Source organism: Kurthia gibsonii (genome assembly GCF_006539985.1).
GTDB lineage: Bacteria > Bacillota > Bacilli > Bacillales_A > Planococcaceae > Kurthia > Kurthia gibsonii.
The window spans coordinates 1-24,753 of the sequence record NZ_BJOB01000030.1; the positions used below are offsets into that span (position 1 = coordinate 1).

General features: G+C 36.0%; 25 protein-coding genes and 1 pseudogene. 18 read left to right on the forward strand and 8 right to left on the reverse strand.

Going from position 1 to position 24,753, the window contains the following annotated elements:
- The first annotated feature begins 81 nt into the window (after positions 1-81).
- The 4 genes and pseudogenes from KGI01_RS09545 to KGI01_RS09565 all read left to right on the forward strand — a co-directional run bounded on the left by KGI01_RS09545 (position 82) and on the right by KGI01_RS09565 (position 2,690).
- Entirely contained in the window at positions 82-378 is a 297-nt protein-coding gene (locus KGI01_RS09545; RefSeq protein WP_141274500.1) for an ArsR/SmtB family transcription factor, read from the forward strand.
- A gap of 13 nt (positions 379-391) precedes the next feature.
- Positions 392-1,687, forward strand: a complete 1,296-nt coding sequence (locus KGI01_RS09550) for an arsenic transporter (RefSeq protein ID WP_141274501.1) — start codon at positions 392-394, stop codon at positions 1,685-1,687.
- A gap of 317 nt (positions 1,688-2,004) precedes the next feature.
- Entirely contained in the window at positions 2,005-2,274 is a 270-nt protein-coding gene (locus KGI01_RS09555) for a hypothetical protein (protein WP_141274502.1), read from the forward strand.
- Positions 2,250-2,690, forward strand: a pseudogene (locus KGI01_RS09565) (GGDEF domain-containing protein). Before KGI01_RS09555 ends, KGI01_RS09565 begins: the two are co-directional and overlap by 25 nt.
- A gap of 60 nt (positions 2,691-2,750) precedes the next feature.
- On the opposite strand, the gene KGI01_RS09570 reads toward KGI01_RS09565, so the two are convergent.
- Genes KGI01_RS09570 through KGI01_RS09585 form a run of 4 tightly spaced genes read right to left on the reverse strand, consistent with a single transcriptional unit; the run spans position 2,751 to position 6,554 of the window.
- Positions 2,751-3,821 carry a sulfate/molybdate ABC transporter ATP-binding protein gene (locus tag KGI01_RS09570; protein ID WP_141274505.1) on the reverse strand — a complete coding sequence of 357 codons (1,071 nt, stop codon included), beginning with the start codon at positions 3,819-3,821 and terminating at the stop codon, positions 2,751-2,753.
- A complete protein-coding gene (gene cysW / locus KGI01_RS09575) occupies positions 3,818-4,690 on the reverse strand; it encodes a sulfate ABC transporter permease subunit CysW (protein ID WP_141274506.1) in 873 nt (290 codons plus the stop codon). The genes KGI01_RS09570 and cysW overlap by 4 nt, the downstream gene beginning before the upstream one ends.
- Position 4,691: 1 nt before the next feature.
- On the reverse strand, positions 4,692-5,537 hold the full coding sequence (gene cysT / locus KGI01_RS09580; protein WP_068455320.1) for a sulfate ABC transporter permease subunit CysT: 846 nt from the start codon (positions 5,535-5,537) through the stop codon (positions 4,692-4,694).
- 15 nt (positions 5,538-5,552) lie between these two features.
- Positions 5,553-6,554, reverse strand: coding sequence for a sulfate ABC transporter substrate-binding protein (locus tag KGI01_RS09585; protein WP_141274507.1), 1,002 nt, complete (start codon positions 6,552-6,554; stop codon positions 5,553-5,555).
- 275 nt (positions 6,555-6,829) lie between these two features.
- On the opposite strand from KGI01_RS09585, the gene KGI01_RS09590 reads away from it, so the two are divergent.
- The 5 genes from KGI01_RS09590 (at position 6,830) to KGI01_RS09610 (ending at position 11,804) form a co-directional block, all read left to right on the forward strand.
- On the forward strand, positions 6,830-7,522 hold the full coding sequence (locus tag KGI01_RS09590; RefSeq protein ID WP_141274508.1) for a phosphoadenylyl-sulfate reductase: 693 nt from the start codon (positions 6,830-6,832) through the stop codon (positions 7,520-7,522).
- Positions 7,523-7,534: 12 nt separating this feature from the next.
- Positions 7,535-8,653: a sulfate adenylyltransferase gene (gene sat / locus KGI01_RS09595; RefSeq protein ID WP_141274509.1), complete on the forward strand. Its 1,119-nt coding sequence runs from the start codon at positions 7,535-7,537 to the stop codon at positions 8,651-8,653.
- Complete coding sequence (gene cysC, locus KGI01_RS09600) at positions 8,650-9,234, forward strand: adenylyl-sulfate kinase (RefSeq protein WP_141274510.1); 585 nt, start codon at positions 8,650-8,652, stop codon at positions 9,232-9,234. Before sat ends, cysC begins: the two co-directional genes overlap by 4 nt.
- Before the next feature lie 239 nt (positions 9,235-9,473).
- Positions 9,474-10,241: a TerC family protein gene (locus KGI01_RS09605; RefSeq protein ID WP_141274511.1), complete on the forward strand. Its 768-nt coding sequence runs from the start codon at positions 9,474-9,476 to the stop codon at positions 10,239-10,241.
- A 210-nt stretch (positions 10,242-10,451) separates the two neighbouring features.
- Complete coding sequence (locus KGI01_RS09610) at positions 10,452-11,804, forward strand: TrkH family potassium uptake protein (protein WP_087682385.1); 1,353 nt, start codon at positions 10,452-10,454, stop codon at positions 11,802-11,804.
- A gap of 56 nt (positions 11,805-11,860) precedes the next feature.
- On the opposite strand, the gene KGI01_RS09615 is transcribed toward KGI01_RS09610, so the two are convergent.
- Positions 11,861-13,618, reverse strand: coding sequence for a B12-binding domain-containing radical SAM protein (locus KGI01_RS09615; protein WP_141274512.1), 1,758 nt, complete (start codon positions 13,616-13,618; stop codon positions 11,861-11,863).
- Between the two features lie 166 nt (positions 13,619-13,784).
- Between KGI01_RS09615 and KGI01_RS09620 the strand changes: the two genes are divergently transcribed.
- Positions 13,785-14,231: a MarR family winged helix-turn-helix transcriptional regulator gene (locus KGI01_RS09620; RefSeq protein ID WP_141274513.1), complete on the forward strand. Its 447-nt coding sequence runs from the start codon at positions 13,785-13,787 to the stop codon at positions 14,229-14,231.
- Between the two features lie 67 nt (positions 14,232-14,298).
- On the opposite strand, the gene KGI01_RS09625 is transcribed toward KGI01_RS09620, so the two are convergent.
- Together KGI01_RS09625 and KGI01_RS09630 are read right to left on the reverse strand one after the other, a co-directional pair.
- Positions 14,299-14,910, reverse strand: a complete 612-nt coding sequence (locus KGI01_RS09625) for a CPBP family intramembrane glutamic endopeptidase (protein ID WP_141274514.1) — start codon at positions 14,908-14,910, stop codon at positions 14,299-14,301.
- 70 nt (positions 14,911-14,980) lie between these two features.
- Positions 14,981-15,172 (reverse strand): YkvS family protein, encoded by a 192-nt coding sequence (locus tag KGI01_RS09630; RefSeq protein ID WP_068455291.1) that lies wholly within the window; start codon positions 15,170-15,172, stop codon positions 14,981-14,983.
- A gap of 109 nt (positions 15,173-15,281) precedes the next feature.
- On the opposite strand from KGI01_RS09630, the gene KGI01_RS09635 reads away from it, so the two are divergent.
- The 5 genes from KGI01_RS09635 (at position 15,282) to KGI01_RS09655 (ending at position 19,466) form a co-directional block, all read left to right on the forward strand.
- Positions 15,282-15,470 carry a protein YkzS gene (locus tag KGI01_RS09635; protein ID WP_087682387.1) on the forward strand — a complete coding sequence of 63 codons (189 nt, stop codon included), beginning with the start codon at positions 15,282-15,284 and terminating at the stop codon, positions 15,468-15,470.
- A gap of 90 nt (positions 15,471-15,560) precedes the next feature.
- Positions 15,561-15,758: an aspartyl-phosphate phosphatase Spo0E family protein gene (locus KGI01_RS09640; RefSeq protein WP_068455285.1), complete on the forward strand. Its 198-nt coding sequence runs from the start codon at positions 15,561-15,563 to the stop codon at positions 15,756-15,758.
- Positions 15,759-15,928: 170 nt separating this feature from the next.
- A complete protein-coding gene (locus KGI01_RS09645; RefSeq protein WP_141274515.1) occupies positions 15,929-16,798 on the forward strand; it encodes an NAD(P)-dependent oxidoreductase in 870 nt (289 codons plus the stop codon).
- Positions 16,799-17,170: 372 nt separating this feature from the next.
- Positions 17,171-18,493, forward strand: coding sequence for an MFS transporter (locus tag KGI01_RS09650; RefSeq protein WP_141274516.1), 1,323 nt, complete (start codon positions 17,171-17,173; stop codon positions 18,491-18,493).
- Positions 18,494-18,566: 73 nt separating this feature from the next.
- Positions 18,567-19,466, forward strand: coding sequence for a chemotaxis protein (locus KGI01_RS09655; protein ID WP_141274517.1), 900 nt, complete (start codon positions 18,567-18,569; stop codon positions 19,464-19,466).
- A 73-nt stretch (positions 19,467-19,539) separates the two neighbouring features.
- Here KGI01_RS09655 and KGI01_RS09660 read toward each other — a convergent pair whose 3' ends face one another.
- A complete protein-coding gene (locus KGI01_RS09660) occupies positions 19,540-19,986 on the reverse strand; it encodes a YkyB family protein (RefSeq protein ID WP_068455273.1) in 447 nt (148 codons plus the stop codon).
- 150 nt (positions 19,987-20,136) lie between these two features.
- On the opposite strand from KGI01_RS09660, the gene KGI01_RS09665 reads away from it, so the two are divergent.
- From KGI01_RS09665 to fadH, 3 genes are all read left to right on the forward strand, one after another.
- The gene (locus KGI01_RS09665; RefSeq protein ID WP_068455270.1) at positions 20,137-21,672 is read left to right on the forward strand and encodes a Ppx/GppA phosphatase family protein; all 1,536 of its coding nucleotides are present in this window, start codon (positions 20,137-20,139) and stop codon (positions 21,670-21,672) included.
- Positions 21,673-21,684: 12 nt separating this feature from the next.
- Complete coding sequence (locus KGI01_RS09670) at positions 21,685-23,790, forward strand: RNA degradosome polyphosphate kinase (protein ID WP_141274518.1); 2,106 nt, start codon at positions 21,685-21,687, stop codon at positions 23,788-23,790.
- A gap of 129 nt (positions 23,791-23,919) precedes the next feature.
- The gene (gene fadH / locus KGI01_RS09675) at positions 23,920-24,690 is read left to right on the forward strand and encodes a 2,4-dienoyl-CoA reductase (protein ID WP_068455264.1); all 771 of its coding nucleotides are present in this window, start codon (positions 23,920-23,922) and stop codon (positions 24,688-24,690) included.
- The last annotated feature ends 63 nt before the right edge of the window (positions 24,691-24,753 follow it).

Consider the following 24,753-nt stretch of genomic DNA (forward strand, 5'->3'; position numbering starts at 1 on the left):
CCTCTTTTTTATTTGAATCTCTTTTAAAAAGTAGATTTTTCATATAATATATAAGTTGATGCTTATGTAAGGAGGGTTTAGATGAATCAAGAACAACTCATTCAACAGCTAAAGGCAGTAAGCGATGCCAATCGTTTAAAATTACTTGCCGCTTTAAAAAATGGAGAATGTTGTGTCTGTGATTTTGTACCATTACTACAAATTTCACAACCTGCTGTCAGTCAGCAATTGAAAAAACTAAAAGACGCATCTATTATTCAAGAGCGAAAAGAAGGGGCTTGGCGCTACTATCGTTTAGTAGATTCATTATCACCTGTCATACAAGCTGTACTAGATGAATTAGAACCTATTACGATTCCATCATCGTGTTCAAAATAGGTAGGAGGAAATTATGTTTGATTTTTGGATTGCTTTACTATTATTTATCGTGACATTATTTTTTGTCATTGTTCAACCACGTAATATAGGGATTGGCTGGTCAGCTTGTGCCGGTGCAGCAATTGCTTTTTTATTAGGTATTGTGAATATGGAGGACTTTAAGTCGGTTGTCGGTATTACGTGGAATGCAACACTTGCATTTATCGGTATTATTATGATTTCAATCATTCTTGACGAAATCGGTGTTTTTGAATGGTCAGCGCGTCATATGGCAAAGTTGGCTCGTGGTCATGGTATTCGCATGTATATCTACATTTGTTTACTTGGTGCAGTTGTTGCCGCATTTTTTGCGAATGACGGAGCAGCTCTTATTTTGACACCAATCGTTTTAGCGATGGTGCGTAATTTGAATTTTAAAGAAAAAATGATTTTCCCGTTTATTATCGCAAGTGGTTTTATTGCAGATATGACGTCATTACCCTTTGTTATTAGTAACTTAGTAAACATTGTTGCCGCAGATTATTTTTCAATTGGTTTTGCAGAATATGCACTTCATATGATTATTCCGAACCTTTTTTCACTACTTGCAACAATCATCGTTTTACTATGGTATTTTAAAAAGGCGATTCCGCGTACATATGATGCAACGCAAATTTCAGAACCAAAAGATGCGATTCGTCATCAATCCCTTTTTAAACAATCATGGTGGATGTCACTATTATTATTAATTGGTTACTTCTCGAGTGAATGGACAGGTATTCCTGTGTCATTTATTGTTTTAGCAGTTGCATTCATTCTGCTTATTCAAATGAAAGTATACCGTTTTTCAAGTCCAACAAAAGTAATTAAAATGGCTCCTTGGAATATTGTATTCTTTTCGATTGGAATGTATTTAGTCGTGTATGGACTAGGGAGCGCAGGAATGACACATGGCGTTGCAACATGGATTCAGTGGTTAGCAGATCAAGGATTATTCGTCGCAACAATTGGTATGGGATTCTTATCGGCTATTTTATCAGCAATTATGAATAATTTACCAACTGTTATGATTCAGTCATTAGCAATTCAAGAAGTGAATACGACACCTGTTATTCGAGATACACTCATTTATGCGAATATAATTGGCTCGGACTTAGGCCCAAAAATGACACCAATTGGTTCACTTGCAACATTGGTTTGGCTTCATGTATTGTCACTTAAAGGGATTCAAATCTCTTGGATTCGTTACATAAAGATTGGGTTTATTTGTACAATCCCAATTCTACTTGTAACATTACTAGGACTGTATATTACAATGAAATTATTTTAAAAATCATCCTTTCCAAGGGTGGTTTTTTTTTTGTGTTTTTCATACACAAAAAGGAAAATAATTACCGTATAATTGAAGAAAATAGTAATAAGATACTTAATAAATGAAAAAATTCAAAATGAACTGAAAAAATACACTTTTCAACTGATGTGTGTTTCGTAAGGGATTATTAACATATTAATAAAAATAAATAGATATGAACTGGAGGGCACTGCATGAATTACAGATAGCTATATGCTATTTTTTTAATCTGTTTCATATTCTTGATTGATCCTTCAACTGCCAGTAGTTCTGAAAAAGAAGTACACGATGTAAATTTGAATACATATTTGGCACAACAAAATAAGGCATCTTTGGAAGGTGATTGGAGGTATATTGAAGGTATTCGTACGCCAAATGAGATGAAACAAGCGTATATAATATTGCCAACTACAAAAATTCCAATTGAATTCAGTCAATTATTTAATCGAGACGATGCTTCTGCAACATTTTCTACATATATCAAGATTCCAAGCTGTTTTGTAGGACAACTAATGGCAATCGACATTATTTTAATGAATATATGGAAAAAGCATTTGCGGAAGTAATCAAAGAACATGCTTCGCTCTCCATGTTAATCTTAGATGTGGATGATTTTAAAAAGTACAATGATTTTTACGGACACATTGAAGGGGATTAATTATTGCAATATCTTGCAAGTGAAATGTCTAAAGTCGTACCAAAAGAAGGCGTTCTAGCACGCTATGGAGGAGAAGAATTCGCCATTGTGCTACCGAACTATTCAAACGAACAAGCTACAGCAATCGCTGAAAAAATAAAATCTCGTATTGCATATCAAAATTTACAACAAGCTGCGAGTGATTATGGCCTTATTACAGTGAGTATTGGAGTCGCAACACATGAATGTAAAACACAATATGCAACTGTGAATGAAAGAATTAACGCAGCTAATCAAAATTTATATATCTGTAAAAATACTGGTAAAAATAAAGTGGTTTATTAAAAAATCCAAATGTATGATGTGTCGGTATTTTACCGATTACTCAAACATTTGGACTTTTTATTAGATTGAAAAGTCTTCAGGCACAAATACTTTTAATTGTTTTGGATGGATGTAGACTGTATCACCTTTTTCAATGGCAAGTTGAGTGAAGAATTCTTTTGTAATTTCTGCTTCTAAATAGTCATTCGTATCAGGTCGATGTAATTCAATATGAATTGTCGCACCGATTGGATGAATATGTAGGACGGTTGCCTTTACTGTATTCGGTCTTACTTCTTTTTCAATTGCGACATCATGTGGACGAACATAACCAACTGTTTCTTGTTCGGAATCAAGGTTAGACCCTGGAACTTTGAATGAGAAGTCGCCATTAATGAGTTCGCCTTTTCGTAATCTTCCTTTAAAGAGGTTCACATTTCCCAGGAAATCATAAACGAACGGTGAAGCAGGATTTTCATATACTTCAACAGGGGAGCCGATTTGTTCAATACGACCTTCATTCATAATAACAATCCGATCGGCTACATCAAGTGCTTCCTCTTGGTCATGTGTTACAAAAATAGAGGTAATATGATAGTCATTGTGCAGTTTTCGTAGCCATCTACGCAAATCTTTTCTTACTTTCGCATCGAGTGCGCCAAATGGTTCATCGAGTAGTAACACTTTTGGTTCAACGGCAAGTGCGCGTGCAAGAGCGACACGTTGGCGCTGACCTCCTGACAATTGCGAAGGGTAGCGTTTAGCAAAATGTTCTAATTTAACAAGCGAGAGTAACTCGATTACCTTATCCTCGATTTCTTTTTTAGATGGACGTAGTTTTTTCGGTCTTACTTTTAAACCATATGCGACATTATCAAAAACAGTCATATGGTTAAATAAAGCATAATGTTGGAATACAAAACCGATATTTCGTTCTTTCGCGCTAAGATGTACAACTTCTTTTTGGTCGAATAGAATCGTTCCTTCATCTAACGTTTCAAGCCCAGCGATAATTCGAAGAAGGCTTGTTTTCCCAGAACCAGATGGACCTAATAAAGCGACTAATTCACCAGGTTGAATCGATAGTGAAATTTTTTGTAGTGCATGGTACTGTCCGAAATGTTTATCAATTTCTCTTAACTCAATACTCATTTAGAAACCTCCTTCGTACGCCATTCGATGATATTTTTTGCGATGATTGTTGCGAGTGCGAGTAGCGACATGAGTGATGCCACCGCAAATGCTGCTGTAAATTGGTATTCGTTATATAAAACTTCGATGTGTAGGGGCATCGTATTCGTTAAGCCGCGAATGTGACCAGATACAACGGATACTGCACCAAATTCACCAATGACACGCGCGTTACATAGAATCACACCATATAATAAGCCCCACTTAATTTTCGGAAGTGTAATACGCATAAAGGTCTGAAAACCATTTGCACCAAGTGAATGTGAAGCTTCTTCTTCTGACTGCCCTTGTGCCTGCATAAGTGGAATGAGTTCACGCGCAACAAAAGGAACCGTCACGAACAAGGTCGCTAAAATAATGCCAGGTAGTGCGAAAATAATAAAGATATCTCGCTCAAGCAACCATTCACCGAATAATCCTTGTGCGCCGAATAATAAGACGAAAATTAAACCGGCGATCACAGGTGACACAGCAAAGGGTAAATCGATGAGCGTTAAAAGTATATTTTTACCTTTAAAATGATATTTTGAAATAAGCCATGCACTCAGTACACCGAATAATGTATTCAATGGTACAACAATTAATACGACAAGGAATGTCAGTCGAATAGCAGAAAGCGCCTCGCTATTCGTAATGGATGCTAAATAGACATCTACACCTTTTTGAAAAGCTGTCATAAAAATCATGACAAGCGGTAATAATAAGAAAAGAGATAAAAAAAGTACACTAATCGTAATTAATGAGCGGCGAATCCACTTCGGTTCACTCGTAGGTGAATCTATCTTCACTTTTGGTAAAGTATGTGGTTGTTCGAGTACGTTCTCTGTCATATTATGCACCTACTCTCTTTGTATATTTACGTTGAATGAGCCATTGAATGATATTCATCGTGAGTAAAAAGAAGAATGAACCAATTAGCATAACCGAAGCAATGGCAGTCGCTCCTACATAATCATATTGTTCTAATTTTGTCATGATGAATAATGGTGTAATCTCTGTCTTCATGGGCATATTACCAGCGATAAAAACAACCGAACCATATTCACCTAATGCACGCGCAAAAGCTAAAGTAAAGCCTGTCAAAATTGCTGGAATAAGTGTAGGGAAGATGACGTGACGAATCGTCTGCATACGATTTGCACCAAGACTAGCTGAAGCTTCTTCTTCCTCAATACGAAAGCTTTCAAGTACAGGCTGAACTGTACGAACAACAAAAGGCAGTCCAATAAACGTAAGAGCAATCATAATACCAAGCGGTGTGAAAGCAATTTTGAAATCGAAAAATTGACCAATCCATCCATTGGGTGCATAAAGAGCTGTTAGCGCAATCCCCGCAACAGCTGTTGGTAATGCGAAAGGTAAATCAACAAGCCCGTCCATTAAAGACTTAAGCGGAAATGTATAGCGAACAAGAACCCATGCAATAATCGTACCGAAAACGACATTGATAAGCGCTGCCACAAGTGATGCACCAATCGTTAACTTATAGGAGGCGACGGCACGCGGATCTGAAATAATCGTCCAAAATTCTCCCCATGTCAATTGAAGCGAATGCAGAAGAATCATCGATAACGGTAATAAAATTAATAAACTAACATAAAAGATTGTGAAGCCGAATGAGAGTTTAAAACCCGGAAGTCGAAAAGCTTTTTGTTTTTTTGCTGTAAGTGAAGCCATTTAATCACCACTTTCTTATTGATAAATTTTGTCGAATAAACCACCGTCTTGGAAATGTGTTTTTTGTGCTTTTTGCCAACCACCAAAGTCTTCAATCGTAACAAGTTGAAGTGGTGGGAATTGTTTTTCATATTGCTTTAAAATTTCTGGGTTACGAGGTCGATAGAAATTTTTTGCTGCAATTTCTTGACCTTCTTTTGTATACAAGAATTTTAAATAAGCAGTTGCGACTTTTTCCGTACCACGCTTTTTCGCATTTTTTGTGACAACTGTAACAGGTGGTTCCGCCAAAATACTAAGAGAAGGAGTAATGATTTCGAATTCATCTGCACCTAACTCTTTTAATGACAAGTAGGCTTCATTTTCCCACGTGATGAGTACATCACCGATCCCACGCTCTACAAAAGTCGTAGTAGACCCGCGTGCTCCTGAATCAAGTACATCGACATTCCCATACAATTTTTGCATGAACTCAAATGGTGTTAGGTTTGTTTCTTGTTCATATTTTTCTGCGTATGCATAAGCTGCTAAGTAATTCCAACGCGCCCCACCTGATGTTTTAGGGTTCGGTGTGACAACTGAAACGTCTGGGCGAATTAAATCAGACCAGTCTTGAATTTTTTTCGGATTATCTTTTCGGACTAAGAAGACAATCGTCGATGTGTAAGGAGCCGAATGGTCAGGGAGCGCACTTTGCCAATTTGGTGAAATGAGTTCTCGATGTTTTGTCAGTTCATCAATATCATAAGCAAGTGCAAGCGTGACAACATCTGCTCGAATCCCGTCGATGACTGCCCGTCCTTGTTTACCAGAACCTCCGTGAGATTGCTGAATGGTTACAGTTTGTCCTGTTTTTTCTTTCCACTCTTTCGCAAATGCTGTATTGATTCCTTGATATAGTTCGCGTGTTGGATCGTAGGAAACGTTTAACAACTGAATTTCTTTCTCCGAAGCTTTTGACGAACAACCTGCTAATAAGAAGATAGTAAGAATCAAAAGCAAACTCTTTCTTTTCATGTATAAATCCCTCCTTCAAAAAAAACTGAAAACTGCACACGAATCCTACCGTGTACAGCCTTCAGTTTGTCTGATCAGCTAACTTTGTTAGTTATACGATAAACACATATTCCCTACAAGTCAACTAAGAATTTACAAAAAACCTATTTTATTTATCGGAATTACATGATATACTCCATTTAAGAAAAGCTAACCAGAAAACTGGAGGCGATTCAACCTAACTAGCACATAGTAGGTTGAATCGCCTTTTCGTTTACTAGAAAGGAGTGTTCTATATGACACAAGCCGAAATAACACCGCCCCCATTTTCAAAAGACACAGATACAAAAGGGGCATTGGAAGTTTTAAGATGGGCATATGAAACATATGGTGACAAATTAGTTTATGGATGTAGTTTTGGTATTGAAGGGATTGTCCTCATTCATTTAATTGCACAAGTAAAACCAGATGCAAAAATTGTTTTCCTTGATACAGACCTTCATTTCAAAGAGACATATGAAACGATTGAACGTACAAAAGAACGTTATCCAACATTACAAATTGAATTGAAAAAACCAACACTGACATTAGAACAACAAGCGAGTGAGTATGGGGATGAATTATGGAAAACAGCACCAAATCAATGCTGCAATATCCGTAAAATTGAACCATTACAAGAAGTACTACAGGCTTCTGATGCATGGATTTCAGGTTTGCGCCGCGAACAATCTGAAACGCGTGCTAAAACAGAGTTTGTAAATGATGATCCTCGTTTTAAATCAACCAAAATTTGCCCGCTTATTCATTGGACATGGAAAGATGTTTGGCGCTATGTATCCAAATATGATTTACCATACAACATACTGCATGACCAAGGTTATCCATCAATTGGTTGTGAAAAGTGTACAGTTCCAGCCTTTACAATGGATGATTTACGTTCAGGAAGATGGCAGGGTAAAGGAAAAACAGAGTGTGGATTACACGGATAGGGGAGAAAGAATATGACTTTAGTAAATCGTTATAATGAAAAATACCAAACAGCACATATTCAACATACGATTGAATTAGATGCGATTGCATTAAGTGATTTAGAATTAATCGGCATTGGTGGCTATAGTCCAATCGAAGGGTTTTTAAATGAAGAAGACTACCAATCGGTTGTGAAAAATATTCGTCTAGCAGATGGTACAGTATGGAGTATTCCAATTACATTACCAATTTCAGATGAGCAAGCGAAAACATTACAAGTGGGTGACGAGGCAAAGCTTGTGTATCAAGGTGAAACATATGGCGCGATTGAGATTGCGTCGATTTATGTACCGAATAAAGAAGAAGAAGCGCGTCATGTATATGGAACAGATGATCAAAACCACCCTGGTGTTCGTAAGTTATTTGAACGTCCAGCTGTATATGTAGGAGGACCTGTCGTTTTAACGAAGCGTCAGCAACCTGCTTTTGCAGATTATACGTTTACACCAGCTGAGACACGTGCAATTTTCGCGGAAAAAGGCTGGAAAACAGTCGTTGGATTCCAAACGCGTAATCCTGTCCACCGTGCGCATGAATATATTCAAAAAGCAGCTCTTGAAACGATTGACGGTCTATTTTTAAATCCACTTGTCGGCGAAACAAAATCAGATGATGTTTCAGCTACGATTCGTATGGAAAGTTATGAAGTATTATTAGAAAAATACTATCCAACAAATCGTGTGCAATTAGGTATTTTCCCAGCTGCGATGCGTTATGCTGGCCCACGTGAAGCAATTTTCCATGCGCTTGTACGTAAAAATTATGGTTGTACACATTTCATTGTAGGACGCGATCATGCCGGTGTAGGTGATTATTATGGTACGTATGATGCACAAATTATCTTTGAACAATTTACCAATGATGAATTAGGTATTACACCGCTGAAATTTGAACATAGCTTCTACTGCTCGGCATGTGAAGGAATGGCAACAACAAAAACATGTCCTCATGATGCAAAAGACCATATTATTTTGTCAGGAACAAAAGTACGTGAAATGTTGCGCAATGGTATTACACCACCACCGACATTTAGTCGTAAAGAAGTTGTCGAAGTGCTAATTCGTGGTATGAAGCAGGAGGTAGCAGAATGAGTACAAATTTAACATGGCATGAAGCCGCCATTCAAAAAGAAGAACGTCAACAGAAGAACGGATACGAAGGGAAAATTGTATGGTTTACAGGCTTATCAGCTTCAGGTAAATCAACGATTGCCAATGCCTTTTCTCGTCGTTTATTTGATTTGAATCGCCAAGTGTATGTTCTTGATGGTGATAATATCCGCCAAGGTTTAAATAGCGATTTAGGTTTTGGTGATGAAGCGCGAAAAGAGAATATTCGTCGTATTGGAGAAGTAGCAAAATTATTTATTGATAGCGGTCAATATGTATTAACTGCATTCATCTCACCATTTCGAGAAGATCGTCAAACTGTTCGCGACTTAGTAGGTGAGGGCGAATTTATCGAAGTATATGTCAAGTGTTCAATTGAAGCATGTGAAGAACGTGACCCGAAAGGATTGTATAAGAAGGCACGTAAACAAGAGATTCCATCATTTACAGGCATCTCATCTCCATATGAAGAACCATTGAATCCTGAGATTGTTCTTAATTCTGAGAAGTATAGTGTAGAGGAATGTGTAGAACAATTATTAAAAGAGCTAAACATTCGTTAGAAGCAAAATAAGTTTACAGCAAACTTAAAATCCGTTATACTATTCCTATAAACAAACGAATAAGACTTTGACAGTTGTCAAAGGGGAGTAGCTATAGAACAATTTTTGTTCTACACTTGTAGTCGTCAATACATGGTCAAAAGCCATCGGTTACAAGAGCATTTAAATTTGCTAAGTGAGACCTTTGCCTATTTTTTAGGTATGGGTCTTTTTTGTTTGTAGCAAAAGGAGGAACCTATATGGAAATATTATTAGAGTATGGTTGGGTATTACTTGTACTTGTCGGTTTAGAAGGTTTACTTGCGGCTGATAACGCGGTTGTTATGGCGGTTATGGTAAAACACTTACCGTTAGCTCAGAGAAAGAAAGCTTTATTCTACGGATTACTTGGAGCATTCGTATTCCGTTTCTTAGCCTTATTCATGATTACATTAATTGTCGACTGGTGGTTCGTACAAGCAGCAGGTGCAGCTTACTTACTATTCATCTCAATTAAGCACATTTATGACTCGAAGAAGAAAAAAGATCCAGAAGATGAAGCGGTTAAGAAGCCGGAAAAACAATCTGGTTTCTGGATGACCGTCGTAAAAGTTGAAGCAGCAGATATCGCGTTCGCAATTGATTCGATGTTAGCAGCAGTTGCTTTAGCTGTTACATTACCAGCTTTAGGTGATTTCACAATTGGTGGAATCAACGGTGGTCAGTTCATTGTCATGTTCCTTGGTGGTGTAATCGGTCTTGTCATCATGCGATTTGCAGCACAATGGTTCGTTAAAATTCTTGAAAAATATCCACAACTTGAAACAGCAGCGTTCGTCATCGTTGGTTGGGTTGGTGTAAAATTAACGGTTATGACACTTGCACATCCAAACGTACAAATTTTAGATGAGCACTTCCCACACTCTACTGCTTGGAAATTAATTTTCTGGACAGTATTAGTAGGAATCGCAGTGATTGGTTACATTACAGGTGTACGTGGTGCGAAAAAGCAAGACCACACATCGTAATACAGAAATACTGGATAAGAGGTTAGGTGTATTCCTAGCCTCTTTTCTTTTTGATAGGATATAAACGATATATAGAAGGGTATAAGATGTTAAAATACGAAAAAATAGGATAAATAAAAAAGTTTTCTAACCAAATAAAGTGCGTTACAATAGGTAGTTGTAAAATTGATTTAATGTATAGAGGATTATGAATAGAGAGGATCGATGAGAATGGGCACTGCGAAAGACATTAGTAAACGCTCAACACCGTTCCAAGCAATCGTGTCATATTATTTTATTGCTATTGCAATATCATTCGTATTACTTATTTTGCCTGGCGTACATAAAGAAGGCGTACATGTTTCCTTATTAGATAGCTTATTTACAGCTGTGAGTGCTGTAAGTGTAACAGGTCTGACAGTATTCAATATTAGTGAGACTTACACAACGTTTGGAATCGTCATGCTACTCGTCGTACTACAATTAGGCGCAATCGGTATTATGTCGCTTGGTACATTCGTTTGGTTAATTGTCGGTAAGAAAATTGGTCTGCGTGAACGTCAATTAATCATGGTTGACCACAACCAATATAATTTATCGGGCGTTGTTAATTTAATTAAAGAGATTATTAAAAACTTATTTGTCATTGAATTGGTAGGAGCGCTTATTTTAACACTGTATTTTTTACAGTATTACGATACATTTTTAAAAGCACTGTTACATGGAGTATTTGCTGCCGTATCAGCGACAACGAACGGTGGTTTTGATATTACAGGAGAGTCACTAGCACCGTATGCAGATGACTATTTCGTACAAACGATTAATATGATTTTAATTACACTTGGTGCGATTGGTTTCCCTGTACTAATTGAAGTGAAATATTTCTTAATGAATAAAGACCCGAAAAAATTCCGTTTTTCTTTATTCACAAAAATTACAACAACAACGTATGCTATTTTATTTTTAGTCGGTACATTTGTCATTTTAATTGTCGAGGCATTTAATTCGTTTAAAGATATGTCGTGGCATAAAATGCTGTTCTCAAGTATGTTCCATTCCGTATCCACGCGCTCGGCTGGTTTAACAACGCTCGATGTTGCGCAGTTTACGGATACAACGAATATCTTTTTAAGTTTTATGATGTTCATTGGTGCGTCCCCAAGCTCTGTTGGTGGGGGGATTCGAACAACGACCTTTGCCATCGCTGTACTATTCCTCATTAACTTTGCACGTGGAAAAGACGACATTCAAGTGTTTGGACGCGAAATTTATACAATTGATGTATTTCGCTCCTATGTTGTTATTATTTTAGCAACAACGATGGTGCTTGTATCTACGATGATTTTATTATTAACAGAGAAAAATGCGACATTATTGCAAATCATTTTTGAAATTACATCTGCGTTCGGTACGTGTGGTATGTCTCTAGGTATTACGAGCGACCTCTCTTCACCAGGTAAAGTCATTATTATGATTCTCATGTTCGTTGGACGTGTCGGCTTAATTTCATTCCTATACTCATTAGGTGGTAAGAGTGAAAAACCGAAATATCACTATCCGAAAGAGCGCGTTATTATCGGTTAATGAAAAAAGCATAAAAAAGACAGTCCACACATTAAACTGTGGATTGTCTTTTTTGGTTACATTGAATGGATAGCATCTTTCACAACTTTAGAAAATAGTGGTGTACCATCTTTTTGGAATGTTGTGACTAAGTAGCCTTCTTCTTTTGTTGCATGTGCTTGTTCAAGCGAATCGATTGAAATATTAAATGGCAAAATGAAGGTATGTTTAAACAATTCCTTTTCATTTAAACCAAGTGCAACAAAGGCATCTCCTGCAATTTCAGGGCGTTCTTTTAGTTGCGCATAAATCATTTTTAATTCATCTTTTTCAATCGCTTGTTCCCACCAAGGTTTACGAGGTTGGAATTTTTGTGTTGATAAATAATCATATTGCATAATTTGCTTCACAATCGGTAGTTTCGGCTCATTACATGATTCTAAGAACTGTAATAAACGTTTAAATAAATCTTCTAATTGATGACCTATTTTCGACCAGCCCTGTTCATCCCAATACGTACCGAATTGTTGGAAGAAGTCGAATGGTGTTTCGAATACATGTGTTACCAGATATTCGAGTGTACGGTCCATACGATGATCATTCCAATACTTCTCTAAAATATCCTCGGTCTGTTTGATTCGTAAAATATCATCGAAGTCGAGTACATTGTTCGCGAAGATTTCGTATGGAGCCATATCGACATATTCGTAGCCGTATTGTTCAGCTTGTAAACGAAGACCAGTCCCACGAAGTAACTTTAAGAAGCCTAGTTGTAATTCTTCAGGACGCATCGCAAATACATCATTGAATGTTTTACGGAAACTATTGTAATCTTCTTCAGGTAAGCCAGCGATTAAATCTAAATGTTGGTCGATTTTTCCGCCTTCTTTTACCATCGTGACAGTACGCGCTAACTTTTCAAAGTTTTGGCGACGTTTTACTAAATCATTCGTTTCATCATTCGTCGATTGTACACCAATCTCAAAACGGAATAATCCAGCTGGTGCATTTTCGTTTAAGAATTGAATGACTTCAGGGCGCATAATGTCCGCTGTAATCTCAAATTGGAATACAACACCTGGTTGATGTTCATCAATTAAGAACTGGAAAATATCCATTGCATAACTACGGCTAATGTTAAATGTACGGTCAACAAATTTAATCGTACGAACGCCTTGGTCCATTAAATAGCGAATATCGTCTTTGATTTTTTCGCGGTTAAAATAACGAACGCCCACTTCAATAGAAGAAAGACAAAATTGGCAACTAAAAGGACAGCCACGAGATGTCTCAACATAGGCAATTCGTTTTGGAATTTCTGCGCGGTCTTCTTCAAAGCGGAAAATACTTGGTAGCTCACGTAAATCAATCTTTGGAGGCTGTGCGTGGATTTTCATTTTATCATCTAGTAAATAACAAATACCTGGTACATCTTCTAACGGAATGTCACCGTTTAGATGGTGTAGTAACTGTTTAAAGGAATGCTCACCTTCGCCCATAATAATGAAGTCCACAAGTCCATCTAAGCGATGTAACCAGTCATGAACATCATAGGATACTTCAGGTCCACCTAAAATAATTTTTGTATGTGGACTCACTTTACGCAACATACGGATGACACGAATTGTTTCTTCAATGTTCCAAATGTAACAACTGAATCCGACAACGTCAGGTTTTTTTTGAAAAATATCAGATACGATATTAAACGATGGATCTTTAATTGTAAATTCAGCAAGAGCAGGATCAAACTCAGGCTGTGCATACGCTTTTAAATAGCGGATTGCGGTGTTAGTATGAATGTACTTTGCATTCAATGTTGCTAATAGAATATTCAATTAGAACTCCCCTTCTAAAAAGAATATGTTAATTGTAACAGTGAAAAGGTCATACAACAAATGAATCTTTTAAGAAATAAATTGCGTGAAAATATCGTGTTTTGACAATCAAATCGCTAAACAGATATAATGAATGAAATGAAATGTAAGAAAAGGATGAGAGACGATGGCTTCTGAGGAAATAAAGCAGTCTTTAAAGTTATATATTGTGCTATCGCGCGCACATAAGGCAATTAACGAAGTAACGAATCAATTTTTTCAAGAGAATAAATTAAATCCGACAGAATTCGCAGTGTTAGAGCTATTATATCATAAAGGACGCCAACCACTACAAGTGATTGGACAGAAAATTTTGCTTGCGAGTGGCTCGATTACATATGTTGTCGACAAGTTAGAGAAGCGTGGCTATATTACACGAACGGCTTGTCCATCCGATCGTCGCATTACATATGCAGACATTACAAGTGAGGGCGAAGCATTCATGGCAGAATTATTCCCACGCCATGAACAGCAGCTGCATGAGTTGACGAATGGCTTATCAAGCGAGGAAAAAGAACAAGCGATTCAACTATTGAAAAAATTAGGATTGTCGATTAAAGATTTATCTTATTAATCATAAAAAGCTGATGAGTCATAAGAATAGACTCTCAGCTTTTTATTTTAAATAATGTTTAAAGAAATCAAGTGAGTGGGAATAAAAGGAAAAGGAAGATTACCATTGTTATATGTGCAATGAAAACTATCGGTAAACTTTTCAGCCATTCATATAATCCTCCGAAAATAATACCCGATAAGAATGCCGCAATGGCTCCTATATAAAAACCACAAATGAGTAAAGGTAATCCAAAATGAATTGCTGATATCAGAACAGCCCATTTTTTTGAGACCATCTTTTTTAATTCTTGCTGTAAATATACACGCCAAATCATTTCTTCCCCTAAAACAATAACAATAAGTAATGCAGCATATTGCCAGATGGCAGTAGGAGAATAGATTTCAAGTAGCTCCTTCACATTTTGAAAAGCAACTGGTGAAATGTATGCGAGTATGTTATAAATACTTATTGCAGTAAAATAGCCAATTACACCAATTGGAATCCCAATGAATAGTGAACGAGGTAAAGATTGTTTGTTCATCAGATTGCCAAAGAAAAAAGCGAAAATAATTCCAATTCCAAGCAAATTAGTATAACTAAACCAAAAAATGGGTGTATACTGAAAAGAAATAATCATAATGATTAATACAATAAGGGCAAAAAGCAAAAGTGTCGTTTTGTCTGCACGTTGTATCATCTAATCACCTCCAAATAAAAAAGCCATTCTTCATGTTAAAAAGAACGGCTTTAGTGTATCATGTAGTTCATTAAAGCGGAACACCTGAATTTACAATTTTGTAGCGTTTATGATTAATTACTGTTTTTTCTTCTAAATCAAGGTGGCGAAAGTTTTCCATAATCGTTAAATCTACTATAACAGAGTTCTCGTTTACTTTTTCAACTCGTCCTCTTAAACCGTCGTGGAATTCGATGATATTGCCGATATCTGCGATTTTCATTATGCAACATTCCCTTCAATTTCTAATTACTTACATTTTGCATGAAAAGGTTCGAAATGTAAAATAATTTACTAAGAAATAAAAAAAATTAAAAAAGGAAGTTTTTACAATGGAAAATATACCAGAAATGATAAATAAATTAGTTAATGGTGAAATAAAGAAAATAGAAGTCAGTAAAAATGATTTTTATGAATTTAGAGAATTAATCGTAGAAAGAGAAGATTTTAAGCGTTTTCGAGGGATAGCGCAACAAGGTGGAAAAGTTGTCTATGAATATTTAGAAAAAGAAAGAAGTTAAAATGTCGAATGGTGTCGAAAATTTCATTTCCGAAAAGTTGGGAATACTAGTATAATAATGAACGTGGTTACGAGAGGTGGGGTGAAGATAATGTCGGAAGTAGTATTAAAAAAGTTAGAACAAACACGCGAAAAAATGATTCAATGTGGACTAGAAAAAGGTTTTTTGAATGCAGAAACAATTCGTTTAAGTCGAAAACTAGATGATCTACTTAATCTTTATCAGCTCCAACAAGTAGGCACAGAGTACGAAATGAAAATTAAATCAATTGATTATGATATCCATTAATGAAGAAATTTTAAAAATGTGGGTTTAAAATATTCAAAAGGGTGGAACTATATTTAAGAACACAGCAACAATCTCATTTCCCCCTTTCTTTAGCAGATAACTCTATCTGCTATTTTTTTTTGCTTAGATTCGGTATACTAAAGAAATCAAAGGTGAAAGGATGTTCAAATATGACAAAGAAAAATGTAGCTTTTATTGGTACGGGTGTAATGGGCGCAAGTATTGTACATCACTTATTACAAGCAGGTTATGCAGTCCACATCTTTACAAGAACGGCTTCAAAAGCACAAACTTTAATAGAAGAAGGTGCTGTTTGGCATAAAACAGCTGCAGATGCTACAAAAAATTCAGAAGTTGTCTTCACGATGGTTGGCGATCCGATTGATGTAGAAGAAGTTTACTTCGGTGACACAGGAATTTTTAAAACAGCAAAAGAAGGGACACTCGTGATTGACTTAACTACTTCTCAACCAACACTTGCTAAAAAGATTGCAACATTTGCAGCAGAACGTCATATTGACGCACTTGATGCGCCCGTATCTGGTGGAGACGTCGGTGCGAAGAACGGTACATTATCTATTATGGTTGGTGGAAAAAAAGAAGCATTTGAACGTGCGCTTTCAATTTTCGAAGTATTCGGTCAAAATGTCGTCTATCAAGGTTTAGCAGGAGCAGGACAACATACGAAGATGTGTAATCAAATTGCCATTGCGACAAATATGATTGGTGTAGCAGAATCGCTTGTATATGGTAAACGTGCAGGATTAGATTTAGATACAGTTCTTCAATCTATTTCAGCAGGAGCAGCAGGTTCATGGTCTCTAAGTAACTTGGCACCGCGCATGATTAAAGGCGATTTAGAGCCAGGTTTTTATGTTAAGCACTTTTTAAAAGATATGCGTATTGCTTTAGAAGAAGCCGAACAAATGGATTTACAACTACCAGGCTTACAACTAGCGAAGAAAATGTATGATGAATTGGCAGAGCAAGGACTTCAAGAAAAAGGAACACAGACTATTATCAAATACTACAAATCGTAGAAAAAATACGGAGAAGAAAATGAAAAAAAGTAACTCAACACCATCTCTTATGGGATTTGCAGTGTTATTTATTGTAATTCCTCTCCTATATGTAGGGAGTTTCATCATCTACACGCAATTTAATGAGCAATGGGTTCATGTAGAAATAGCGATGCTCTCCATGTTTTGTTACTATATAGCCTGTTCTGTATGGTGGTTCGTCTATTCATGGCGAAAGGAAAAAACTGATGAATAATTAAAGAATACTATATAGGAAGAAAATCAAAAAAATGAACTCCATTTGTTAGGTGTTCATTTTTTTGTAAATAAAATGTGAATATATTGTAAATAATAGCCATAAATAAACATTAATATGAAATATTATGAAATAATATGAAAGAGGAGGCGGAGAATATCGAAGCAAAACAACGTAAAAGAAGCTCTTCATGGGCGATTTATGCTTCATTACCCATTATTTCATGGGCTCTGTATGACTTTGCAAATACCATTTTTTCATCGAATATTAACACCGTATTTTTCCCTTTTTATATGGATGAAGTGTTAGGAACGAATGAAGAAAAACAGCAACTAGCAAGTACTTTTATCTCATATGCAAACGCAGTAGCGAGTTTATTACTCGTTATTTTTTCACCCCTGTTTGGCGTATGGATTGACCAAACGGGTTATAAGAAAAAAGTCATTGTCTGGTTCGCCTCTACATCCATCTTCTTTACATTTATGATGGGGGTTTTTGGTGAAATGAACTTACAATCGACGATGGGTGGCGTTCCGCTAAGCCTATTTATTGTCGTCATTTGTTTTGTCATTGCAAAATTCTTTTATAATTCGAGTCTTGTTTTTTATGATGCAATGATGCCCGACTTAGGAAAATCGGAAGATATGCCGCTTATCTCTGGTTTTGGTGTTGCAGTCGGTTATCTTGGCACCATCTTCGGTCTACTCGTGTACTTACTTGTGAATGATGGCAACTATGCACGTGCCTTTATTCCAACAGCTACTTTATACTTATTATTTTCATTACCGCTATTCTTTATTAATCGTGATCAACCGATACCAAAGGAAAATAGAAAAAAAGTTCGTTTTTTAACAGGATATAAAGAAATTATTCAAACATTTAAAGAAATGCGCCAACATCGTACAATCTTTAAATTTATGATTGCATACTTTTTCATTAATGATGCACTTGCTACAACGATTGCAATGATGGCAGTATATGCTGCAGCAGTTTTAGCATTCACATCAGGGCAGTTTATTCTACTTTATTTAGTTTCCACAGTCGCAGCGATTATCGGTTCATTTGCCTTTGGATATATTACAAAAAAATCAGGTGCTAATCGAGCAGTGACGTATGTTGCTCTCTTAATGGTTATTGCATTAATCATCGCAGCCGCCGCAACAGAACAATGGATGTTTTGGATTGCAGGTAGTTTTTTTGGTATCTCTCTCGGTGCGATTTGGGTGACGTCACGAACGTATATTATTGAACTATCACCAAAAGAAAAACAAGGTCAATTTTTCGGCTTATTTGCATTCTCAGGAAAAATTTCTGCTATTATTGGGCCAGCCATTTATGGTTCCATTACCTTTATGCTACGTTCTCAAGGTGCTGTTGCCAGTAGGATTGCTTTATTATCATTAGTGGTTATGACACTTATTGGTCTAATTATCCATATGAAAAAACTTAAAACTATCTAACTCAAGTCTATTTGACTATCGTTCGATATGGTACAATGGTTTTAATATTAACGTATATGGAGGACGACAAAGCATGAAATCAAAAGGAATTTTATTAGAAAGTGGTACAAATGAACTGGAAATTGTTGAGTTTGAGGTCGGTTCAAATAAATTTGGAATCAATGTAATTAAAGTAAAAGAGATTATTCAGCCAATACCTGTCACATTCATTCCACATGCACATGAATATGTAGAAGGAATTATTCAATTGCGTGGCGAAGTACTACCCGTTGTTGATATGAAGCGTGTACTGGGTCTAACACACTCTGAGCGCAGCAATCAGCATAAATATATCGTCGCTGAATTTAATAAACAGCGTGTAGTATTCCATGTCGACAATGTTTCAATGATTCACCGTATTTCATGGGAACAGATCGAGAAGCCATCAGATATGTATCAAAATGGTACCTCACAAGTCATTGGTGTGATCAAACGTGATGATGCAATGCTACTACTACTCGACTTTGAACGAATCATTTTAGAAATTAATCCTGAAACAGGTATTAATGTGAATTCGGTTAAAAAGTTGGGTGAGCGTAATCGCTCAGAAAAACGCATTCTAATTGCGGAAGATTCACCATTACTTCGTAAACTATTAAATGATACGATGCATGAAGCGGGATACGTAAATTTAGAATTCTTTGAAAATGGTAAAGATGCCTATGCATTTTTAGAAGCAACATCTGAAGCAGGGAATATTGAAGATACAATTCAGCTCGTTGTAACAGATATTGAAATGCCTCAAATGGATGGTCACCATTTAACGAAGAAAATCAAAGAAAATGCTAAATTAGCGCATGTACCTGTTATTATTTTCTCAAGTTTAATTACAGACGACTTGAAGCATAAAGGGGAACGAGTAGGTGCGAATGCACAAATTAGTAAACCTGAAATTGCAGAACTAATTCAATTTGTTGATCAATTTGTACTCTAATTAAAGAAAAGCGGACAATTCTTACGAAACATACATCTTAGTAGATGAATAAACGTAGGAACAGTCTGCTTTTTTAATGACCATAAAAGTAACTTGTACGATGCACATGTAAATTATTTTTCTTTTTAGCTGGTATGGTCGGCTTTGGATTTTCTATTTTCATATCCGTAAAAAGAATCAATATACTTTTTGCCTGCTTTAAACTCATACGGCAAGGTGGATTTCGGTATGTACGATCTAAATGTCCTAAATGAGGAAGTTCTTTAAAGTCATCTTTTTCGGGTAAAGTATGGAAGTAGTAATCCCCACATGCAATTAATACAGAAGATTGTTGTTGGCTATTGCGTGGACGTTCCACAAAGTGAAGTCCAATCTTCTTTGCTTGTTTTTGTTCGATTAGTTTTTGAATTGCTTGTTTTTTTAGCATATATAAAAAACGATTATCGGGTGCTGTTTTAGCATGTTTATTAATGGTGAAAATGGCCTGAGCAATTTGCATTGTATTATATTTTTCAACCATATATTGTCACCTTTCTTTCAAATAAAATGAATTCATCATGATATTGGTGGAATATTCTGACCATTCAAATTTATAATAAATATAAGTTATCATACCAACTATTAATCTATAAGTATAGAGGAAACGAAAAAATAAAAGGATGTGCTTCATATGACAAAACGAAAAAGAGCTGTAATTGATATTGGATCGAACACCATTCGCCTTGTTATTTATCAATATTCCAAAATAAGTGGTTTAAAAGAATTAATGAACATCAAATCTGTAGCGCGATTACGAAATGATATTACAGAAGAAGGTTATTTGAATGAACAAGGAATTCAAAAGTTACTGAATTTACTACATTCTTTTAAAGAAATGCTTATAGATTACGGAATTGAACATTATCGCGCGGTTGCTACTGCTTCTTTGCGTCAGTCTAAAAATAATCAAGAAATTATAAAAAAGATGTACGAGGAAACAGGGATACAAATCGAGTTACTATCTGAACAAGATGAAGCGTATTATGGCTATTTTGCAGTTGCCAATACGATTTCTACACCTTCAGCAGTCACGATTGATATAGGTGGGGGTAGTACAGAAATTACGTACTATGAACAAAAAGAATTAAAACATGCGATTAGTTTACCATTCGGTTCGGTTTCGTTAAAAAGACAGTTTATGCAAAGCGATACAATGACGAAAAGAGAACATGATGAAGTGTATCATTTTGCAAAACAACAATTCAAAGAAGTGACATGGTTGAACGATTTAAAAGTACCTGTTGTCGGCATTAGTGGAAGTGCGAGAAGTATGGCGAAAATGGATCAAAGTCGTAAGAACTATCCTCTAACAGGTGTTCACCAATATCGTATGTCGTTAGCTGATTTTAATGAGATTAATGATGAGATTTCATCGTTAACATATAACGAGTTAAAAAAGATGGATGAATTATCGGCAGATCGAGCTGATATTATTGGACCAGTAGCAGAAGTATTCCGTGCGCTTATGCATGTTGTCGATAGTCAAAAATTCCAACTAAGTCGAAAAGGTTTACGAGAAGGAATTGTTATTTCAGACATTTTAAAAGAATATCCTTTAGCATTTGACCGTACAGATGTCTTTCGTTCGAATGCTCGATACTTAGCATCAGAGTTTGGAAAGTCAGAAAATCAAATTTTACATCATGCGCGTATTGCTGAACTTATGTATCGAGAATTATGTCGTCATGAATTGTGGGATTATTCTGAAGAAGAAATTTATATCTTAAATCAAGGTGCGAAAGTTTATATGATTGGTGAATATTTAGAACAAGATGCAGCAAGTCAGCATACCTTCTATTTATTATCAAACCGCTCAATTAATGGACTTAATCATAAAGAACGGGTTCGTTTAGCATTGCTTGCGTCGTATAAAAATAAAGACTCTTTTTATACGTATTTAAAACCGTTTGAAGACTGGTTTACAAAAGAAGAAGTGCAAATGCTCATTCGTTTAGGCGCTTTATTAAAGCTAATTTATGCACTCGATGCCTCTAAAAGAAGCATTGTTACAGATATTGTTATTGAAATTAATGAAGAAACACCTGAGGTATTAGATTTAGAAATTCAAACTAGAGGTTATCCATTAGCAGAAAAATATCAAGGAAATAAGCAAAAAAAGCATTTTGAACGTATCGTCAAAAAAGATGTTGTTTTACATTTTGTGTAGGAGGGATTTTAGATGACAGAAGAACAGTATAAAAAAATTGCTTCACCAGAATATTATAACAATCGTGAATTGAGCTGGCTTGCGTTTAACGAGCGGGTACTACAAGAGGCGGAAGACGAACGTAATCCGTTACTTGAACGTTTACGTTTTATCGCTATTTTTAGTTCAAATCTCGATGAATTTTATATGGTGCGTGTAGCGGGATTACAAGATCAAGTACGCGCAGGTTTTAATAAGCCAGAAAACAAAGCTGGATTGACACCGAAAGAACAGTTAGCAGCAATTGAACAAAAAACAAAAGAGTTAGTCGATCGTCAAATGGAAGTCTATCATCAACTAACAAAAGAACTATTACCAAAAGAGAAAGTTTTTATTCATGAGATGAAAGATTTAGACGAAGAACAGTTGAGCTATGTAAAAGAATACTTTGAAGAAATTATTTTCCCAGTATTAACACCCATTGCAGTAGATGCATATCGACCATTCCCAACTTTACTAAGCAAAACACATAATTTACTTGTTATGTTAGAAGATCAACATGGCGGAAAAGAACAGCAGAAAAAAGTAGCAATTGTTCAGGTGCCTGCAGTGCTGGATCGTTTTATCTGTTTACCAAAACGCAATGGTAAAATGGAGGTGATCTTAATTGAAGAAGTGATTATGCACAATATTGATATTTTATTTAAAGGGTTTAAAGTACAATCTGTGCAATCATTCCGGTTAACACGTAATGCTGATTTGACGATTCACGAAGAAGGTGCACGCGACCTATTGACGGAAATCGAAAAAGAATTAAAAAAGCGTAAGTGGGGAAGTGTTTCTCGTGTTGAAGTGCGCAAAGGAGAAATGCAAGAGAATGTATTACAATTCTTAATACGCGAATTGGATGACTGGGATGCACAAGTTTTTAATATTAAGGGACCTTTAGATTTAACGTATCTATTTTCGTTTTGTAAAGTAGTGGGTGATTTACGAGAAGATTTACAATATGAAAGTTTTATCCCACAACCACCACAGGATGTAAGTTCAGACGATAATATTTTTGAAAAAGCATTAAAGCAAGATTTATTTTTCCATCATCCATACGAATCGTTTTCACCAATCGTTGATTTCGTAACAGAGGCAGCAAAAGACCCAAATGTGTTAGCTATTAAACAAACATTGTATCGTGTAAGTGGCAATTCACCTGTCATCCAAGCATTAAAGTTAGCAGCTGAGAATGGTAAGCAAGTGACTGTATTAGTTGAGTTAAAAGCGCGCTTTGATGAAGAAAATAACGTACTTTGGGCGAAACAATTAGAACAAGCAGGATGTTTAGTTATTTATGGTATGCATAATTTAAAAACACATTCGAAAATAACACTCGTTGTTCGAAAACGTCAAGGACGAATTGAACGTTTTATTCATTTAGGTACAGGTAATTACAATGATGCAACAGCTAAAATCTACACGGATATGGGAATTATTACGACGAAGAAAAAACTTGGTATTGATGCGACAAACTTCTTTAACTATTTAAGTGGTTATACAGAAAAACCACATTATCATCATTTGGTCGTATCACCATTCGATATTCGAGAAGAATTCATTCGTTTGATTGATTTAGAAATTGAATATCATAAAAAACATGGAAATGGACGCATCTACGCAAAGATGAATTCATTAACCGATAAAGATTTAATTATGAAAATGTATGAAGCGTCAATTGCAGGTGTTCAAGTACATCTCATCATTCGTGGTATTTGCTGCTTACAACCAGGAATTAAAGGTGTAAGTGAAAATATTACAGTGATTAGTATTGTAGGACGTTTCTTAGAACATTCTCGTATTTATTGGTTCCATCATAATGGTGAAAATAAAATCTATTTATCTTCAGCAGATATGATGACACGTAATATGATTAAGCGTGTTGAAATTCTGTTCCCAATATTTGATACAGGGATTAAAAAGCGGATTATGCACGTGGTAAAACTCCAATTGCAAGATAATAGTAAGGCACGTGTATTAGAAGCTGATGGACAATATCGTTACAAAAAGGTAGATGAAAAAACGGAGATTATTGACAGTCAGTTAATTCAAGAGCGAGATGCTAATAAAGTATTAAGTGATGAAGAATAGAAAAAAAGCGTATGAAAGAAGGACATTCCTCTTATCATACGCTTTTTCTTTGTGTGAAAAGTATATGATATGTTAAAATAAGTAAAAATGAATGGTTATTCACTTTTAAACCAGAAGGGGGAAAATAATATGTTAGCAGGTCAGGTAATTATTGTTACAGGCGGATCAAATGGGATGGGGAAATACATGGCGAAGAATTTTGCCGAGCAAGGTGCACATGTAGTGATTACAGGACGTGATCAAGAAAGATTATATGCTGCACAGCGCGAACTACAGCAAACAGCAATGGGAGAAATTGCGGTATTTCAAATGGACGTTCGTGTAGTAGAGCATGTAGATGCAATGGTGAAATATGTTCATGATAAATTTGGTACCATCACACGACTTGTAAATAATGCAGCTGGAAATTTTATTGTACGTGCAGAAGACCTATCTCCAAATGGTTGGAAATCTGTCATTGATATTGTTTTAAATGGAACTTTTTATTGTTCTCAAGCTGTAGGGAAGTATTGGATTGAACATCAAATTAAAGGAGCCATTTTAAATATGGTGGCAACTTACGCTTGGCAAGCAGGAGCTGGTGTTGTCCATTCAGCAGCTGCAAAAGCAGGGGTACTGTCTTTAACACGCACATTAGCAGTTGAATGGGGAAGTGCTTATGGTATTCGTGTGAATGCTATTGCACCTGGTCCGATCGACCGAACAGGAGGAGCAGAGAAATTATGGGAATCGGAAGAAGCAGCTAAACGTACATTACAGTCTGTACCACTTCATCGCTTAGGGCAACCAGAAGAAATTGCAGATTTAGCGGCATTTATTTTATCGGACAAAGCCGCGTATATGAATGGTGAATGTGTGACACTAGATGGTGGACAGTGGTTAAACTCACATCCATTTTAAAAGGTTGATACCGCTTACATCCTTGTCATGTTGAGTATTTTCGAGTTATGCATAGTATTCTCA